Genomic DNA, 19,828 nt, shown 5'->3' with positions numbered 1-19,828 from the left:
CTTTATGAGGAGAGATTGGGAAGCAGACGTTATTTTGATGAGTAATACTGTATTTACAGGTCTTAAAAAAGAACCAGAGGCAGCCTCCATTGCCATTAAGGGGAACAGGATCAAAGCGGTGGGGCCTAAAGACGAAATATCGTCTTTCATCGGGACCGAAACGAAAGTATATGATTTTGGAGATCAATTAATTATGCCAGGGTTGCATGATTTTCATATTCACCTGATGATGGGCAGTATAGAAATGGACAGTGTGAATTTACTGGATGCTAAGTCACAGGAAGAAGCATTGGAAATGGTCAGGACATTTGCAGAAAACCGTCCGGAAGAAGAATGGATCTTAGGATTTGCGTGGGATAATGAAAATTGGGGGAACCCAAAGCTGCCTCATCGTTTCTCCTTAGACATGGTTGTAAAAGACAGGCCTGTGATCCTGAGCCACGTGGAGTGCCATCATGCATGGGTGAATAGTAAGGCACTGGAGATGATGGGAATTACTAAACATACCGAGGATCCGCCATTCGGTGAATTTGCAAAGGACAGTACAGGGGAATTAACAGGAATTGCTTATGAACATGCAATGATCTTAATGTATGAAGGGGCGTTTAGTTCCTATTCAGAGGATAAGAAGGTTACCCTGCTGAGAAATTTCTTTCAGGCGGCTGCCGCTTCCGGTGTTACCTCTGTAAATGATGTTTATATGCCCCAACGTGAAAGTCTGGATGAGTTTCCAATCTTAAAACAAATGGAGGAAAATGGGGAATTAACGGCACGTGTACATTTCTCACCTCCATTAAACGGTGATTTAGAAAAAGCAAGGCATATAAAAGAAACCTATTTTACAGAAAAAATACAGTTTTCAGGGCTGAAACAATTTGTTGACGGAGTACTGGGAAGCAGAACAGCCTCCTTGCTGGAACCATATTCCGATAAACGGGAAACACGTGGAACTACGGCATTTCCTCCGGACAGGCTAAATAAATGGATTGTGGATGCAGACCGGGAAGGTTTCAGAGTACGTTTACATGCAATAGGCGACGGAGCTGTCCGCTTAGCATTAGATGCTTATGAAGAGGCACGGAAACAAAATGGAGTTCGGGATTCCCGGCATACAATTGAACATATAGAGGTTATTCATAAAGAAGATATAAAGCGCTTTCATGAGCTGGGGGTAATCGCCTCCATGCAGCCGTATCATTTATCTGCTGCAGAAAAAAGTGTCTACACAGCAAGGATAGGCAAAGATCGGGAAGAGCTTGCTTTTCCAATTAACACGTTGAAAAAGGCAGGAGCAAGGCTGGCATTTGGCTCAGATTTCCCTGTGGTTCCACTAAACCCTATGTTAGGAATTTTCAATGCAATAACGAGGACTGATATTACTATGGACCCGGAAAATGTATGGAATCAGGACGAGTGTATTACTATTTCTGAAACGTTAAAAGCATATACTAATGGCTCAGCTTACGGATCGTTCCGGGAACATGAACTTGGAACACTGGAGGAAGGGAAGCTTGCGGACATTGCCGTCCTGGACAGAAATCTGTTTAACATACCACCGGAAGAAATCCTTTCAGCTAAAGTTATATTGACGATGATGGACGGAAAGGTAGTGTATGAGAAAAGTAGGACAGGAGCAGGAATCATACCAGTAAAGTAATATGGATGGAGAAAGAAAGAGAGAGAACGGACAGTAATTTTTTTTTTTTCAGCCAAAAATTCAGAATATTTACAAATATCAATAAAAAGGGGTGGAATTATGGAGGTAGCGGAAACATACGGAATAATAAGCCTCATACCAGTAGCAGTAGTTATAATAGCTGCTATTATAACGAAAAAAGCAACGGAGTCCCTGATACTGGGAACCTTTGTCGCTGCAATCATTTTAGCAGGAGGGGACTTTTGGAATACATGGTTTGATTATACCCTTACTGAGATTGGAGATTCAGCTTACTATATTATAATGTTTGGTATGTTTGGAGCAATGATAAGGATTCTTAAGAACTCGGGCTCTGCATTAGGGTTTACAGACATCGGCGCCAAGGTGGCTAAATCAAGAAACAAATCATTGTTACTTACCTGGCTGTTTGGGATCCTGATTTTTGTAGACGATTATCTCAATTCTTTGAGTGTCGGTGTGGCAATGCAGAATATAACAGATAAATTCAAAGTTTCCAGAGAGTTTCTGGCGTTCATCGTAAACTCCACTGGTGCAGCTATCTGTATTTTAGTGCCATTTTCCACCTGGGCGATTCTATACGCTGCTCAGATAGAAGAAGTAGGTGTAGTTGCTGGTGTATCAGGCTTTATGGCATATGTTAATTCAATCCCATATATGCTTTATGCCTGGATAGCGGTACTGATAGTTCCATTTTTTATTTTTGGTATCATTCCATTTTTCGGACCAATGAAAACAGCAGAAACGAGAGCTGCTGCAGGCAGGGTATTACCAGAAGATTTTAAAGCAGGGGAAGAAGAAGAGGAAATTGCCGCCACAACAGAAAAATCCAGTGCCTGGAATTTTATTGTTCCGCTGCTGGCTTTAATCGGAATAACTATATATTCATCGGATATAGTTCTCGGTGTGATTATAGCAATAGTAGTAGCGTTTGTGATGCTTTTCGTTCAGCGGTTAATGACATTTGGCCAATTAGCAGACAATATTATAGGCGGGTTTAAAGATATGCTTTATGTCACAATGCTCGTCCTTTCGGCTTTTGTACTGCAGAAATTTAATGATGACTTAGGCCTGACTCCATATGTAATTGATCAAGTAACGCCAATACTCAGTCCCGCCTTATTCCCTGTAGTGACGTTTATAGTCATTTCAATTTTAGCCTTTGCTACAGGAAGCTTCTGGGGAGTCGCAGCGATTTCATTTCCAATTATATTGCCAATCGCTCTCGCAATGGGAGTAGACCCATATTTAGCAATAGGAACTGTCGCAGCAGCTACAGCCTTTGGAAGCCATGCATGCTTTTATGGTGATGCAGTAACAGTAACATGTGCAGCCGTAGGCATAAAAAATATGGATTATGCAAGAACATCTTTATTACTCATTATCGTACCATTTGTTTTAGGTATAGCCGGCTATCTGGTATTGGGTTTAATTATGGCTTAAGGATCTTCAGGTTTGAGTTTGAAAACCAGAATTAAGGAAAACTTGTTCAAATGAATTTTGGACAGGTTTTTTCTTTGAACAAGGGGACAGGTACGGTGTAACAAGGGAAAGTTAAGTATTCGACAAGTACCAGGCACTACTCAGAATTTGTCGATATGACAATCAACAGGAAAAATATGAAAATTCATCCAATTCTGTTGTATAATGAGGGAAACGCTTGTTTTATGGAGGATATTATGGCATATACAATACCTGAGACGATCCGTTCGAGTGCCACTGTTGGGGAAAGGCTGCTGTTTCGTACACTGAAAACTTACTTACCGGATGACTATATTGTTTATTATGAACCTGAGGTACATGGGAGACGGCCTGATTTTGTGATCATCGCCCCTGACCTTGGGTTATTAGTGCTTGAAGTGAAGGATTATACGAAAAACACGCTTTTCCAAATTAACCAGGACGAGTGGACGCTGGTCACTTCCTCAGGCGAGCAGACGAAAACGAAGAGCCCGATGCGCCAGGCTCAGGAGTATATGTACCTTATAGTAGATATATTAAAGAAGGATAAGAACCTGATTCATCTGGACGGGAAATACAAGTTTTACTTAAAGTTCCCATATGGATGCGGCACTGTGTTCACCCGCCTGCAGCAGAAAGACTTCATACAGGAAGGCTTATATTCTGTTGTGGAGCCTCATCTTTGTTTTACTAGAGACGAGATAGATCCGGAAAAAGAATCTTTCTCTGAAGAAAATCTGATCGAGAAAATAATGAATATGTTCAAGGTCCCGTTCCGGTTAAGGGAGCCTCTCTCGAAAAATGAAATGGACGCTATCAGATATCATTTATTCCCTGAAGTACGGATCAGTGCGGAATATAAGCAGCCCGTGCCGTATCAGGACCAGCTTCTTCTGTCCCTGCATGACCTGAAAGCGATGGATCTCCACCAGGAAAACCTAGCAAAACAAATCGGTGATAAGAACCGGCTTATCCGTGGAGTAGCAGGCAGCGGGAAGACACTTATCTTAGGAAGTCGGGCAAAAATGCTCGCGAAAGAACACCCCGACTGGAAGATCCTTGTTCTTTGCTATAATATCTCCCTTTCCAGAAGTATTGAACAAATGATTTATCATATGATGACGGAGCCTGACAGTTTGTTTGACTTCGATTTCACCGAGGAAACCAAGAACAAGAAACACAATATTGAAGTACGTAATTTCCATTCCTGGCTGAAAAATGATTTGAAAACTTCCGAACAAAATATACCGGTATTATTGGAGAAGCTGGAAAACAACGAAGCGATTATGCCAACCTATGATGCTATTTTAATAGATGAAGGCCAGGATTTTGAGCCCCAGTGGTTCCAGCTTGTAAGCCAGCTGCTGAACCCGGAAACGAAGTCACTGCTGCTAGTGGAAGACAGGGCACAGTCCATTTATAAAAGAAAGCGTACATACGTGCAGGATACAGGCTTGAGTTTCCAGGGGCGTTCGAAGATATTAAATATTAACTACCGCAACACAGCCCAAATTGTGAAGTTTGCCTGGGATTTTTACCAGAAGCATTCCTCACTGAAAAATAAAGTAGTGAGTCGGGAGCATGAAGGGGAAATCATCGCTCCACAGAGCACGAGAAGAAAAGGAGCAGAACCCGCCATCCTTAAAACGGAAAATTTTTTTCGGGAAGCAAAGATAGTAGCAAGACAAATAAGGAAGCTGCACGAACAAAAGAAGGTTCCGCTGTCAGAAATGCTTATCCTCTACCGAGTAAAGAAAACATACAAGATGAATTATGTAGATGTGCTGACACGGGCACTGAATAAAGAAGGCATCGGCTATTACTGGCTTACTGAGAACTCGAAGTCAAAACGGGACTTCGAAAAAGAAGAGGAAACCGTAAAAATCAGCACAATTGACAGCAGCAAAGGACTGGACTTCCAGGCAGTATTCATCGTCGGCGCCGACAACATGCCATTCCCATTGGAAGAAGACAAAGAAAGAGAAGCCTCCCTCATGTACATCGGAATGACAAGAGCGAAGGAATACTTGTGTATAAGCTACTCAGGGAAGAGTGAGTTTACGGAGTATTTTGATGGGATCATTGCAGGTAGGACAGGTTTAATTAATAATAATACTTTGAAAGTCCACTAGACAAAGATAGAATTATGCCCGTTAAAGGGGAGTACTTTAAAGAGGTTACTGAAAAAAAATATCTGCCGATTCACTGCAATATAAAAGTATGAGGATGGAAAGAATCAGTATAGGAATACGATAATTTCTTGGTACATCATTAAATAGAAGCGGTCCACATTCTTAAGGGGGATTCTTTTTTGATAACCAATTATGAATATAATATAAATGGTATTGGGATTATCAATCCTGAAATATATGGGACAGCCTGTGAATTACTAGAAGATTCTAATTTAAAAATAATTAATAAACTTAAAGGCATTAATCAATTAGGTGCAATAAGATATATTCATAATGGTGCCCATTATACTCGATTTGAATATGTATTACTTCAAGTAATGTTAATAAATTTTTTAAAAGATCACGGAAAAATGGGTTTAAATAGTAAAAAAGATTATTGGAAATTCTTTGTTGATGATGGGACGAATTATAAGAAAAAAAAGATCACGGGAACAGAACTATTACAATTAACAGTAATCCTAGGAAACATGGGTTACTCCAAAGATACATTTTCAAGTAACAAAGTATGGTACCATTATTTAAAGCTAAATAAAGCAAATGTAAAAACGTTATTTAAAAATGGTTTAAAAAAAGAAAGTAAAAAACTATTCGATGTTATTTTAGATACAAATGATTTTCAAAAGATCCATTGGTTGAACACATTATTTATTTTATCAAGGAAAAGCGAGTATGATGAGTGTAGAGAAATATGTGAATTGATATTAAATAACATATTATCAAATAATCCCAATTATTATATTGATTTACACACAAAAGTTAGAAGAGTTTCTTATATTGTTATGGATAGTCATTTCTCGCATATACCTATATCTATCGACTTAAAGAGCGTTTTATTTAACAGAGAGCTATTTATAGATGAAATCGAAAAAAAAATATCAGGATTAATGGAAGTATTCAATCGTATGAATAGCTTGCTAGAGGATACATTATATTTAGAGAATAATGCTATTCTAATAGGTTCAAAAAGAAGTTTAGATTTAGCAAACAAATTAGATAATTATTTAGAAGAAAATCGTTCACAAAATAATTCTTTAAAATTAATACAAGGTATTTTAATGAATGAAGATTCACCATTCAATAAAGAAGAAAACTTTTCTTATAATACATTGCCATGGGATAAAGATACTACATTAAGTATTACTTACTTTGTTAAAGACAGAAAAGGATTTCCTGAAGATATATTTAAAGAAGAACTTGATAAAATTAACTACTTAGGTTCTAAATGTCATATTGGTATAGGGTTTTCACCTGATTACTTAAAATATAGAACAGTGTATGCCTTAGATAAGAAAATTTCAAATAATATAAAAGTAAAAAATTGTTTAAAAATAATTTATAACGCTTTAGGTGATTATTTTCGATTCAAAAGGTTCGCAAAAAGCGAAGTGAATAATGGAGAATTTACAGAAGTAGTTACTAAAAAGGTGATAACGTATTTGTTTAGAAATATTCTAAAGGAAGATTACTTTTGTGAGTTTAATTATGAAGGTTTATCAGATGCCCTAATTATATCGAATGGCAATACAAATGCGGTTAAGAAAGTGGAAGAGCATTTATCTCAATTTAAAAGAAGATTTCCTGAAAATAAGGATGGGATGCACGAAATTTTTACTGTTATTAAGGCTTTAGAGAAAATAACTTATAGAGGTCTTTATGTTATATATACAGGATCATTGAAATTTATTGATGAAAATAAACAATCCGTTTGTGAGCTAGACGGGATAATTTTCACACCATATAATCGAGACTTTTTCTTAAAAGTAGTCGAAGCCAAGAGAATCAGTAATAAGCATCAACGATCAAAAGTTGCTTTGGACCAATTGAATGAAAAATTTACCCCGCTAATAAATGTTGAAATAATAGAAAACATTAAAACAAATGAAATTAATAGTTATGGTGCTGAAATAAGTATAACTTAAGTCACTCATATAAAGTTCTTTTCTTGCAATAGGAAGAATATGGATATATGTACATTGCTAATCCAGTAGAATTATTCAAAATCGGAAAGACATCTAGAGTTTGGTACACTGTCCATTAGGCCCTGTAAAGAGAAAAGAAATTACTGAGTCCACTAATACACAGGGAAGGAGAACGGCGGCATGCTGTTCTCCTTCTTCATTATAAGTGCAGGAATAGCATGCTTAATGTCGAAAGTTGTAAGTAATCTCTTAATTCGTATTACTGAACCTAATAGTACTTTGAATCTGAATAATCTCATCATACTTTTCGAATTTATGCGGTAACTAACAATTGGAAATTTGAACGTAAAATCATAAGAGATACGCTCTAATAAATATAAACGAGGTGACTGCATTGGTTAATAAAGGCGTCCGCTGGAACGAGTCGGAGACAAAAAAGATTTATAACGCGAATAAAGAAACAGAGATGCTGATGAGGTATTTGGAGGAAAGGCTGTTCGAAAAGGAAATAGTCGATAATAGTGCCGACAGCCCGACACCTGACCGCGGGTTTGGACGGATGATCTATTATTCCGGTAGCAGGAGAATTCTCGTTTCCGCCCCGAGGAAAAGGTACAAGCATATTCATGTTGTTTTATCGAACAAAATTAATATGGCTGAAGTGAAAAAGGCTGGTATAAAAACAGGAAACGGGAAAACAGATGTCATGCTTACTTCAAACGAAGAGATTAATAAACTGGTCTCCCTCCTCGAAACGGGTTGGGAGCAGCCCGGCGGTGTAAAAGATGAGGCGGGAACATACAAAACGAGGACTCTGGAAGACTGGCTCCAGCTCTATGAAAAGGATGAAGCTGCAAGGTTCAGAGAGCATTTTATTTTATATGAAAGGGAAGCCTTTATATCAAATTTCACTGAGCTTGTTGAACTGAGAAACGGTACAATCAATCTAGGTGAATTTAAGAAAATTCTCGACCAGAAGACAAAAGCAAAAGTGGAATTTGAAGGTAACCGTGTGAATTTGTGGGGGTTCAGCGGCTTTTCCGGGCAGATGTTTTTTAATCAGCTTTACAATATGGCCGAGTACACAGAGACGATTGAAGAGTTAACAACAGAAATTCTCGCTGGCATTCAAATCTCGGATCATGAAGAGGGAGACTTCAACTGGACAAGGGAGAAGCTGGGCCGTTTTGGCGAGTATATAAAATCTCTAAAAAAGCGGGCGATAGAACAAGGTTTTCCCCCAAAAAGATGCCCAAATACCAGGTACATGACTTTCTTCCTCAGCTTTTTCTGGGGGATTCAGGGAATGGAGAAGTATCCTATTTATTATAAGGCAAGCCGTGACGGCCTTGAATATTTAGGCTACAGTCTGGCAACAGACACCCAGGCTGCAGAACACCATAAATATAATCATTTTGTTGATAAGCTGTACGAGCTGCTTGAAGATATGCAGAAATACCGGGGAGAAAAATATATGGCGGATATGATGTCCCTCAGTAGTTTCCTCTATTATGTAGCGTCCAGTATCGAGGCTGAGAATAATGCGGAGGACGATGATAAAGATCCAATTATAAACGATGAATTTGCTCTTCAGATTAGAGATGTGCTTTTTGAAGAAGGCTATAAGTTTTCTCAAATGAAAACAGCCGACCCGGAAGAAACTGGACTTGAAGAAGAATACACGGGAAGCCTGATCTGGCAATACAGCGGCGAATCGAAAGAGGATGTTGCGGGCCTGCTTATTATCTGGGAGAGCGAGGAAACATACAACGCCGACCTCCGCATAGAAAACGAAGAAGGCGATCTGCTAAGAGGAAAATCCGTCGATGCCCTGGATGATGTGAAATTCCTTAACGAACTGAGAGGCTACCTGCAATAAAGGAGCGGTGTCCGTAAGCCTTATACGATTGATGATGCGGTAAGGGAGACGTATGTAAGCAAAGATAGTATGGAGGAATGGCTCGAGCTTTTGAGTGAAAAACGCCAGGTTATCTTTTATGGTCCTCCTGGAACCGGTAAAACCTTTATTGCCCAGCGGCTTGCAAAAATTTTAACCCAGCATGAGCAGCATGTAAAATTAATTCAGTTTCACCCGTCCTATACATACGAGGAATTCATAGAAGGACTAAGACCTGAGTTAACTGGGGAGGAGAACCAGCAGCTTTCCGTAAAAGTAGAGCCGGGGATTTTCTCTATGCTATGTGATGAAGCACGAAAGCCTGAAAACCAGGAGAAATCATACATTCTGATTATTGACGAAATCAACAGAGCAAACACAGCGAAAGTGTTCGGGGAACTTCTTTATGCTTTAGAGTACAGAAATACCCCGGTGCCTCTTCCATATTCAAAAAAGAAGCTGATCGTTCCTGATAACATTTATTTAATAGGTACGATGAATACGACGGACCGGTCCCTGGCGCAAATTGACTTTGCTCTGAGACGAAGGTTTCAGTTCATTCCTTTTTCAACAAAAGAGACAGAGAGTGTGCTAAAAAATTATCTATTGGATAATGAACCGGAGATGGCGTGGGTCGCTGATTTAGTAAACAAGGTTAATGAAATGATTGATGACCCCGACATTTCAATCGGGCACAGTTATTTTATCGGACAGGAGCTTACGATGGCAAAACTAAAGAGAATCTGGAAATATCAGATTATGCCTTATCTTGAAGAGTGTTTTGTCCATGACAGACAGAGACTGGAACAGTTCCAGCTTGCGTCTCTTCTAGAAACTGGTGTGGAAGAGGATGAATGAGGAAAAGGTAATCCGCCTGACAGAGTATGAAAAACTGAACAATATCTTTTTGCCGGAAGAAATTGCAGCTTCCCTGAAAAATAAATATTCTGCTGCCGTGCAAGTACAGCATACTGCAGGAGATAACAAGTATACACTCCGGGCAGGCTCCATCGTCGGTGCCTTTCGCTGCAATAATTACCTTTTTAAAATATCTCCTAAAGTGGAGCTGCCGGTAATATGGGAATGGCTTGCCACGGCTTATGATTTATCTACTGTCAGGTGGAGTGAAACGGAAGTAAGCTATGAAACCGATTTTGGAGATCTTGAGTGGATTGTCAAATTCTTTCTTCATGAATGTAAACGAATTTATTCAAGAGGAATTAAAAAAGGTTATGTAACAGAAGAAAGCCCATTGCCTGCAGTGAGGGGACAGCTACATGCTGAAAAGACATTCAAGCGCTGGCTGAAACACGATTACCAATTTGACTGCCGCTATGATGAACTGACGGAAAATGTGAAAGAAAACTTTCTGATTACATGTGCATTAATGGATATGCTTAAGAGAGGATATGGGGATTCCTCAGTTCCAAGGGATCTCAGGGAACTTAAAAATATATTCGGCAGGGAGATTGATGGGAGAAGCTTAAAGAGCAGTCCTGAACCTGACGAACAAGTAAGAAATATTAACCTGCTTCCTGTCACGAGATTAAACGCCCACTACAAGCCGGCGTTCCAATGGGCGTTACTGTACTGGAAGGCAACCGCACTAACCTTTGAGCTGGGAGGACAAAAAAGCAGTTCCTTCCTTCTGGATATGAATGAACTGTTCGAGATGTATATAGGTAAAAAGCTCGTACAGGAACTAAGCAAGCATGGCGTCGAAGTCACCCTGCAAAAACACGATTCACTCGCAGAAGGTGGCAAAATCAAAATCATCCCGGATGTAATAATAAAGTCCAGAGACGGCCGGGAAGTGATCCTGGATTTAAAATATATCTCAAGGAGAGATGATTCCTCGATAAACAGCAATGTATTTCAAATGCTTGCTTATTTAACTGCCCGCCAGACAGAACACGGTATTTTACTATATGCCGGCGGAAGAGAACGGACCGATCAAATAAAGAACAGCCCCTTTACTATCCATCAATGGAGCCTGCAGCTTGACAGGGGGTTGGATAAAGAGGAAATTAATATAAAGGTAAATGATATTATTAAGCGTATTATTAAATTATTAAGTTATCATTAAATTTGAACATTTAGGGGAATAAAAAAATGGATTACTCATTACAATCAATCGCACATCTTGACCATACAAAAGAATTCGAGCAGCTGAATCAGAAATTTAAGCGTTTTAATCCATTTAAAGTATTAAAGGTTGACCGATTCGAGATTAGACATTCTAATTTTCTTGGATGGTTGCTGGACCCTAATGAAAATCATCAGTTAGGTGATTTTTTTGTGAAAAAGGTCTTATCACGATTGGTGACAAAGACTGAAAATGAAGAGAAAATAACCAATGTTGACGTATTATTACATTTGCATCGTTCGTTTTGGGATACGCAAGTAAAGCGGGAAGTCAGAACCAGTACGAATCGATCAATCGATCTTTTATTAAAAATCCCATCTCAAAACTTAATTGTCATTATAGAAAACAAGTTTTATGCCGGGGAATCAAAGGGGCAGCTGGAAGATTATCTATCCTATGTGAAAAATGAGTATTCAGGTTATGAGATTATTCCGGTCTTCCTTACCCTTTCCACTGACGAACCTTCCTACCAGGATTATTTTATTTTAGATTATAAAGATATTCTGGAAATCATAACTCAATACGTTGAACTGCATAAGGATGCTATTGCTGATAATATTTATGACTTCTTAAAATATTACACGGCGATATTACAGGAAGAGCTGGTGGAAGATGAGGAAGCTGTTGAACTTGCTTTGAATGTCTATCGTATGAACCGTTATGCTATTGATTTGCTTTACGTTAGTCAGCATCCGGAATTGCACAGTAAGCCAAGGTACATGGAATTAAGTAAACAGTTAGAAGGCTTCCATAACACAGAAAAGGAACTGATAAATCAGCTTTATGCAAAAAATAAAGAAACAATTGATTATGTATTTAAGAAAGGAAGCAATCTTATCAGAGAAGCTTTTCTTGATTTTGTCAAAATAGAAGAAATTCCTGAAGAGGTATACAGTGCACATGTGTCTTCACCTAATTTTATTTTACCGGATTGGTCGGACTTTGAAGAGGTTATTGGTAACCCAGGGGAAGGCTACTGGCTTGGTAATGGTTTAATCATCTGGTTTAACCGAACATGGAATGAACTTTTGAAGATAAATGTTGAAGTGGGTCCAATACCTTTTAAAAACAGATACAGGTTATTAACTGAACTAGAGCGCCAGGGAGTTTCTTTCCAATCAAGCGGTAAGCTGGAAGGAAAAAAGTTTACAAAAATTTATACAAATACTATTAATATTACGGATTGGGCAAATAAGCAAGAAATAGTAAATGGTATGAAAACTCTTTATAATGACCCTGATATAAACAGCCTTTTTAAACATATTGCTCTTGCAATTGAACAAATGGAAGAAAGTGAGGAAATACATAAACCTCAGACCCAGATACCAAAACAACAAAGAGAGGGGGAGTATCCTGAGACTCCATTTGAAAGGTTCAGCAAGTTCTATGACATTAATGCAAATGCCTATCGTTTTAAAACATATCAGGTATCATTTGTTTTACCGGTATTCCGTGAATTGGAAGAGATCTATGGAAATACGCGAGAAAAATGGTGGTGGCACGATAGTACGTTTACGTATTGGTTTGACAGGTTAAAGGATGACCGATTGAAGCTAACATTAGAATTGGGTCCCTTGCAACCAGAACAACGACTTAAAATTATCGAAAGGCTGGAGGAGCTTAATTACTCCATTACCAGCAGGTCAAAGCTTCCCACAGCTAAGTATACTCGTTTATTCTCAGATGCTAAGGTGATCAGGAATTGGGAGGATTCAGAGGAAGTATTACAAGCAATGAAAAACTTATATGAAGATCCGGCAAATCAGAAACTGTTAGAGGATATTTCAAGTTTTAAATATTTCTCAGTATAGAACACCAGCAACACACTAATATTTATATAACTGATACAGCAATGGAGGTACTAATAGTGATTATTGAGAATTGCCCATTCTGCACAATCGATGAAAAATTTTTAGAAAACGACCTGGCATTCGCCATCTTTGACAAATACCCAGTAAGTAAAGGCCACCTGCTAATCATTCCTAAACGCCATGTGAGTGATTTCTTTGACACCACATTAGAAGAACGTGAGGCATTTAACGAGCTGTTAGAGAAGGGGAAATCGCTACTTGATGAAAAATACAGACCTGAAGGATACAATGTTGGAATTAACTGCGGCGAGACAGCGGGACAGACGATCTTTCACGTACATGTCCACCTGATCCCAAGGTATGAGGGAGATATGAAGAACCCAGCCGGAGGAGTACGGGGAGTAATACCGGAAAAGCAGAAGTATTAAACCTTATGAGGCTTGCCCTCATAAGGTTTTTCTTCTATAGACCCGTCTTTCGACAAATTTGCTAGTATGGTAAACTAAGATCATAGTCAATATTTGGGAGTGATTCTTTATTAAAGTTAATTATTTTAAAGGTTAAGAGGTGAAAATATTGAGGGATAGAAAGTCAGTATTTATTAGTTATAGTTGGGACAGTGAAAAACATCAAATATGGGTTAGAAACCTAGTAAATAAATTAAGGAAAGAGAGTGGAGTTGAGGCAACATACGATCAATTTTTAACACAAACAAGTACCACCCACTTACCTCAAATGATGATAGAGAGAGTACGTGATAGTGACTTTACAATTATTGTTTTAACTGAAAAGTATTCAAAGAAAGCTGACAACTTTGAAGGCGGAGTGGGGTTTGAAAACATGTCTTTATTATCACTATTACAAGAGAATAGTGATAAACTTATTTTTATTAAACGTGATTCGGTTAATTTTAATGAAGTAGTCCCTTTTCATTTCAAAGGTTATTACGCTATTGATTTTTCAAATGATATGAATTTTGAAGAAAAATATGAGGAATTAGTATATAGAATATATAATGTACCGTTGTACGAAGAAGCGCCTTTAGGACCGGTTCCTGACTTGAAACCTAAAACAGCTAGAGACGTAGAAGTTAAAAACCCTTTTAGCGATAGTGTAATAGATATAGGTAGGAAAGTTACCGATCTGGACAAAGATAAATTTCTACAACATAAATTTATGGAAATTAAAACGTTACTTATACAGCTTTTTAATCAAGTAAAATTGAAAGATCAATCATTTGATTACGTAGTTGAAGAAATATCGAGCTTAAAAGTTTTCTATAAACTATATAAAAATGGAGTGGAAGTTACCGGGATAAAAATGTGGATTGGTGGCCTGTTTGGAAGAGGGATAAGCTTGCACTTTGGGAAAATGATTGATATTTCTAACGATAATGCTATGAACGAAAATATTATATGTGAAGTAAATAAGAATAATCAATTAATACTTAAAATGACAATGAATATGTTTGGTTCTCATCCTACTAATGCAAACGGGATAGTGGAAGAAATATGGAAAAGACAACTAAAACATTATTTTAATTAATAGACTAAAATAATTCTTCTTCAATCAATTATGGAGAAGAATTTTATTTTTATGATGGAATATGTATTTTTTTTAATAGTTTAATGCATTTATATGAAAAAGCACCCTAATGGATGCCTAGTTAATAAAGTTATATAGCTCTTGTATCTTTTTAAAGTATTTAAATTTCCAATGTTCGTTTGTGTCATTACTTTGGAGAATTATTTCGTCCTTGTTAACAAAGGTTATAATGAGTTGTATATCACGATGGTTAGCATCATAGTTTGTTATTTCAATCTTGGATATATCCCTAGTAAATCTCTTAATGATAAATAGCTTCTGATTTGAATCTAAACTACATAATACAATGTGTTCTTTGGTAAAAAAGTATAATTCTAAGTCGTTATCTTCTTGCCACAAATACTTTGGATAAAATAAATGCTCTTCCTCCAATATATTATTGATAAGGGTACTCTCTTGAAGATATTCAATTAACCTTTCGACCCTTATGTAGAATTGGTTTTTATAGCTTTCTTGCGCTGAATATTTTCTTAACTTTTCAATATTAATCCAATCCATTTATTTCCACCCCCCTTATAATAATTATCTTCCACAAACAGCACTAATATCCTGCTTAAATATTATCTAATTTACTTTATTAAATACAACCCTAATTGGTATCAATTGCGGCGAGACAATGGGACAGACGATTTTCCATGTTCATGTCCATTTGATCCCGAGGTATGAGGGAGATATGGAGAACCCAGCGGGCGGAGTACGGGGAGTTATTCCGGAAAAGCAGAAGTATTAAACCTTATGAGGCTTGTCCTCATAAGGTCTTCCTTTTGTAAACTGTCTTTCGACAAAGCTCCCTGTATGGTAAACTAAACCTATAGACAATATTTGGGAGCGGGAAGCTATGAGCAAAGTTAACCTTATTACAGAATCACTGGTTGAAGAACTGAAGAAATCTATCAGTCGTTCGTCTTCTATATACATACTTACTTCTTTTGTAATGAAATCCGGGGTGGATGTTCTTGCCGGGCCTCTTAAGGAGGCTCTTAGCCGAGGTGCTGAAGTAAAGATTTGCACGGGAGATTACTTATTTGTCACGCAGCCGGAAGCTCTGAGGAAACTTATCTCACTGGATGAAAAAATGGAAGTCCGCCTTTTTAAAAGCAATGGCAGATCATTTCACCCGAAGGCTTACATGTTCCAGTATGAAGAAAATGAGGGAGCTCTGGTTATTGGATCCTCCAACCTCTCAAGATCTGGCCTTACATACGGAGTGGAATGGAATCTGTCCATGGAATCAGAGGCTTCCGTCAATACATATGAAAAAGCTTTAAATGAGTTTCTAAAATTATACCTCCACGAGCAGACAATCCCAGTTAATAAAGAAACGATCCGGGAGTATGAGGAATTATATAATACTTACCACAGGGAAAACCCTGAGCTGATCCGTACCTGGACGAAAGCGGAAGAAATCGAAATGATGCTACCGAATAAGCCAGCAAAAGACAGTGAAGGAACAGTGGTGATAGAAGACAAAGGCAGTTATGACACAATTACGCCCCGTGAAGCACAGCTGGAAGCGCTTGAAGCTTTGGAGACAGTGAGAGAAGAAGACTATGACAAGGCGATGGTAGTCATGGCTACCGGACTGGGGAAGACCTACCTGGCTGGATTTTTTGCTAAAAACTTTAAACGTGTTCTCTTTGTTGCTCACAGAGAAGAAATACTAAAGCAGGCAAAGGAATCATTCCAACATATTATGCCAGACCGCTCCGCCGGCCTGTATAACGGGACGGAAAAAGAAGGGGACACAGATTTTGTTTTTGCTTCTATTTTTACTCTAGCGAATGAAAGGCATCTTTCCAGTTTTGAAAAAAACAGTTTTGATCTCATTGTAGTGGATGAATTCCACCACGCAGCTGCAAATACATATAAACGGGTGCTTGATTTTTTCCAGCCGGAGTTTCTCCTTGGTATTACTGCAACACCTGACCGGATGGACGGAAAGGATGTATATGGTCTATGTGGTGGTAACGTGGCTTACCAGCTTCATTTTATCGAGGCGATACAAAAGGACTGGCTGGCACCTTTCCACTATATAGGTGTGTATGATGAAACGGATTATTACCAGATCACCTGGCTTGGCACGCAATATGATCAGGAAGAGCTCCTTGCAGCCCAGCTGAAGGATGAGATGGCTGAGAAAATATTCACTAAATGGCAGGAACATAAGCAGACAAGGACGCTTGCATTTTGTTCCTCTATAAAACAGGCGCAATTTCTTGCTGATTACTTTAAAACCCAAGGAATTAACGCAACGGCTCTCCACTCCCAGGGTGGAGAGTACACGAGGTCAGAAGCCATCCAGTTTATTGAAAAAGGAGACCTGGAGATTATCTTTACGGTGGATCTTTTTAATGAAGGTACTGACATTCCAGCTCTTGATACAATGCTATTTGTACGGCCTACTGAATCATTGACTATTTTTACCCAGCAAATAGGCCGAGGCCTTCGCCTTTATGAAGGCAAAAACTTTTGTACAGTCATTGATCTAATAGGCAACTACCGCAATGCAGATAATAAACTGAGCCTGCTGGATACACGGACAGAAGAAGAAAGGAAAAAGAACGGTGCTTATGTCCCAGAAGTGCCGGCAAACTGCATTGCTGAATTTGAAACGGAAGTTATTGACCTGATAATAGAACTGCGGAGAAAACGACAGCCAAGAAGAGAGATGTTAAGAGAGGAATATCTCCGGTTAAAACAGGAACTGGGGAGAAGGCCAACTTACCTGGAACTCCATTTACACGGAAACGCAAAGACAAAAGAATATAAAGACCAGTTCAAGTCATATGCCGGTTTTCTATACTGGGCAGGAGAACTTGACCAGCATGAAGAAGAAGTCTTCAAAAAATATGAAGCCTGGCTTAAAGAAGTGGAAAGTACAGGAATGTCGAAGAGTTATAAAATGGTTGTGCTCTCATACATGCTGAGCCGTGGTGTCGATAATTGGATAGATCCAGTCACCCCAGAAGAAGCAGCTTCCTATTTCCATAACTATTTAACAGAAAAAGAATACCGGAAGCGAATCGACTTCTCTGACAAGCAGGGGAAGAGATTGTGGGAGTATGACGAAGAGAAAGTCACTAATTTAATATCAAAAATGCCGATGACAAAATGGAGCAGGAGTTCGAAGGGGTTGATCTCATTTGAAAATGGTGTTTTCCAGCTAGAGTTTAATGTTATTGAAGAGCATAAGGAAAAGCTTTTTGAGTGGACGAAAGAGATCTGCGATTATAGATTACATAATTATTTCGAAAAGAAAACTAAGGACCTGTAATAATGTCCCACATTTTAACTGTGTTAAAAACTAGCTATTAAAGAAGTGTATTTTGTTACAATAGAACTAGGTAGTAATACATATTAAGGAGCAGAGAAAATGAATGCATTTCCTACAGAGAGGGATATTAGACTAACTGTACAGTTATTAATTGAGCAATATGGTGTTGATAAAAATTTTTTGGCGAAGTTTATTGGTAACGAGAATTATGAGGATTTAACATATATGTTATTAAATTTAGAAGAAGGTGAAATGGACGTTTACAAATTAGCTAGATTGATTGTAATTAACAAAGGTCCATATTTATTCGCAGGTAGTAATTCTGTTGTTCGCGAATTAAGAGCAATATTACTAAGGCAATTAGGCGACAAGGAACTAATTGAATTGTATGATCGCAACCAAATTAGTGGTAAAAATATTAAGTCCCCCTCATATATGCCAAATGCGTTAGCTAGTAAAAAGTGGACTATGGGAGGAAAATGGGCTAGAGATTTTACTCAAGCTTTAGGTTTTCCACTTGTTTTTTCAGGCATTTCTATACCAAAAGATCAAAGCGCAGTACCTTTTCAAGATATTGAACCTAAGAAAAGCCTACCACCTCTAGTTGAATATCAGCTCGAAGTAAAAAACAAGATGTTAAGGGTACTCAATGAAGAAGAGGATAAAGCTAGATGTGTAGTAACATTGCCAACAGGTGGTGGAAAAACAAGAGTAGCAGTTGAAAGCTTTATAGAATGGATGCAACCGAGATTTTCAGAAGGTAAATACCTTTTATGGATAGCTCAAGGAGAGGAACTCTGTGAACAAGCTATTTCCTGTATTACGGATATGTGGCAAGATAAAGAATTTACTGAAGCCTTAAGGATATATAGATATTTTGGAGGAAAGAAAATTCAGGAGGAAAACCTGGTTGGTGGAGCAGTTATAGCTAGTATCCAACAGCTATATACACGGATTAAAAATAAAGACCCCATTATTGAAGAAATACTAAAACATTGTGGTGCTGTCATAATTGATGAGGCACATCATGCAACAGCTAATAGTTATAAATTAGTTTTTGATAAAGCAAGGGAATTAGTTGGTGAGAAGTTATTCCCTATATGTGGCTTGACCGCTACTCCAGGTAGAAGTAATGACGAAACAGTTGATTTAGTGAATCAGTTTGAAGCTTATTTAATACATCCTACAATACCAAAGAAAGAAGAGTATGAGAATAATCCTATGTTGTATTTTAGAGAAGAAGGTTTTTTAGCAGAGCCTATCTTTTTATTACATGAACAAGGTGAAGAAGTCGAAGTGGCTGACTATATGATAGATGAAGAAACAGGAGATTTAAATTCGGAATTTTTAAGAGTTCTTGCTGAGAACCAAGAAAGAAATTTCCATATTATAGAGTATATGATGTCACTTTCCCAAGGTAGTTCGGCATTAGTTTATGCTTGCACAGTTGATCATGCGGAATTTTTAGCAATGGTAATGAATTCTGTTGGTCGAAAATCTGCCGTAATAACAGCCGAAACACCGAAACAAATACGGAAAATACATATTGAAGCTTTTAAGAAAGGAGAAATAGAATTTCTTTTTAATTATGGAGTACTGACAACAGGATTTGACGCTCCGAAAACAGATCACATTCTAATTTGCCGTCCAACCTCCAGTATTATTCTATACGAACAAATGGTGGGTCGTGGTTTACGTGGTGCTAAATTTGGAGGAACAAAACATTGTTATATTGTGGACTTTTCTCAGAATATGAAACGTCATGGGAAGCCTTTAGCCTATGCTAGATTTATTAATGAATGGCAAGTGAAAGCAATAAATGAAATGGACGGAGTGATGGTATGAAAC

Annotated in this window: 14 protein-coding genes; 13 read left to right on the top strand and 1 reads right to left on the bottom strand. The window is 38.1% G+C overall.

Annotated features, from left to right (window positions below):
* The first annotated feature begins 4 nt into the window (after nucleotides 1-4).
* The 10 genes from BK582_RS17875 (at nucleotide 5) to BK582_RS17830 (ending at nucleotide 14,646) form a co-directional block, all read left to right on the top strand.
* The gene (locus BK582_RS17875) at nucleotides 5-1,657 is read left to right on the top strand and encodes an amidohydrolase (RefSeq protein WP_078596347.1); all 1,653 of its coding nucleotides are present in this window, start codon (nucleotides 5-7) and stop codon (nucleotides 1,655-1,657) included.
* 99 nt (nucleotides 1,658-1,756) lie between these two features.
* Nucleotides 1,757-3,118, top strand: a complete 1,362-nt coding sequence (locus BK582_RS17870) for a Na+/H+ antiporter NhaC family protein (protein WP_078596346.1) — start codon at nucleotides 1,757-1,759, stop codon at nucleotides 3,116-3,118.
* 236 nt (nucleotides 3,119-3,354) lie between these two features.
* Nucleotides 3,355-5,268, top strand: a complete 1,914-nt coding sequence (locus tag BK582_RS17865) for a 3'-5' exonuclease (RefSeq protein ID WP_078596345.1) — start codon at nucleotides 3,355-3,357, stop codon at nucleotides 5,266-5,268.
* A gap of 179 nt (nucleotides 5,269-5,447) precedes the next feature.
* Nucleotides 5,448-7,247: a hypothetical protein gene (locus tag BK582_RS17860; RefSeq protein WP_078596344.1), complete on the top strand. Its 1,800-nt coding sequence runs from the start codon at nucleotides 5,448-5,450 to the stop codon at nucleotides 7,245-7,247.
* A 394-nt stretch (nucleotides 7,248-7,641) separates the two neighbouring features.
* The gene (locus BK582_RS17855; protein WP_078596343.1) at nucleotides 7,642-9,126 is read left to right on the top strand and encodes a hypothetical protein; all 1,485 of its coding nucleotides are present in this window, start codon (nucleotides 7,642-7,644) and stop codon (nucleotides 9,124-9,126) included.
* Between the two features lie 27 nt (nucleotides 9,127-9,153).
* Nucleotides 9,154-10,002 (top strand): McrB family protein, encoded by an 849-nt coding sequence (locus BK582_RS17850; protein ID WP_338066849.1) that lies wholly within the window; start codon nucleotides 9,154-9,156, stop codon nucleotides 10,000-10,002.
* Complete coding sequence (locus tag BK582_RS17845) at nucleotides 9,995-11,230, top strand: McrC family protein (protein ID WP_078596341.1); 1,236 nt, start codon at nucleotides 9,995-9,997, stop codon at nucleotides 11,228-11,230. Before BK582_RS17850 ends, BK582_RS17845 begins: the two co-directional genes overlap by 8 nt.
* Before the next feature lie 26 nt (nucleotides 11,231-11,256).
* Nucleotides 11,257-13,101, top strand: a complete 1,845-nt coding sequence (locus BK582_RS17840; RefSeq protein WP_078596340.1) for a PDDEXK-like family protein — start codon at nucleotides 11,257-11,259, stop codon at nucleotides 13,099-13,101.
* 56 nt (nucleotides 13,102-13,157) lie between these two features.
* Nucleotides 13,158-13,529, top strand: a complete 372-nt coding sequence (locus tag BK582_RS17835) for an HIT family protein (protein WP_244895423.1) — start codon at nucleotides 13,158-13,160, stop codon at nucleotides 13,527-13,529.
* 148 nt (nucleotides 13,530-13,677) lie between these two features.
* On the top strand, nucleotides 13,678-14,646 hold the full coding sequence (locus tag BK582_RS17830) for a toll/interleukin-1 receptor domain-containing protein (protein ID WP_169911109.1): 969 nt from the start codon (nucleotides 13,678-13,680) through the stop codon (nucleotides 14,644-14,646).
* Nucleotides 14,647-14,763: 117 nt separating this feature from the next.
* Here BK582_RS17830 and BK582_RS17825 read toward each other — a convergent pair whose 3' ends face one another.
* Complete coding sequence (locus tag BK582_RS17825) at nucleotides 14,764-15,204, bottom strand: DUF3908 family protein (RefSeq protein WP_078596338.1); 441 nt, start codon at nucleotides 15,202-15,204, stop codon at nucleotides 14,764-14,766.
* Nucleotides 15,205-15,298: 94 nt separating this feature from the next.
* Here BK582_RS17825 and BK582_RS28335 point away from each other — a divergent pair, with 94 nt between their 5' ends.
* From BK582_RS28335 to BK582_RS17810, 3 genes are all read left to right on the top strand, one after another.
* The gene (locus BK582_RS28335; protein ID WP_420841250.1) at nucleotides 15,299-15,436 is read left to right on the top strand and encodes an HIT family protein; all 138 of its coding nucleotides are present in this window, start codon (nucleotides 15,299-15,301) and stop codon (nucleotides 15,434-15,436) included.
* Nucleotides 15,437-15,544: 108 nt separating this feature from the next.
* Entirely contained in the window at nucleotides 15,545-17,980 is a 2,436-nt protein-coding gene (locus BK582_RS17815) for a DEAD/DEAH box helicase family protein (RefSeq protein WP_078596336.1), read from the top strand.
* A gap of 99 nt (nucleotides 17,981-18,079) precedes the next feature.
* Nucleotides 18,080-19,825, top strand: coding sequence for a DEAD/DEAH box helicase (locus BK582_RS17810; protein ID WP_078596335.1), 1,746 nt, complete (start codon nucleotides 18,080-18,082; stop codon nucleotides 19,823-19,825).
* The last annotated feature ends 3 nt before the right edge of the window (nucleotides 19,826-19,828 follow it).

The sequence above is a fragment of the Evansella clarkii genome (genome assembly GCF_002019695.1).
Classification (GTDB): Bacteria; Bacillota; Bacilli; order Bacillales; family Salisediminibacteriaceae; genus Evansella; species Evansella clarkii.
Note: the sequence above shows the minus strand (reverse complement) of the source record. Positions and strands in the feature narration are given on the sequence as shown.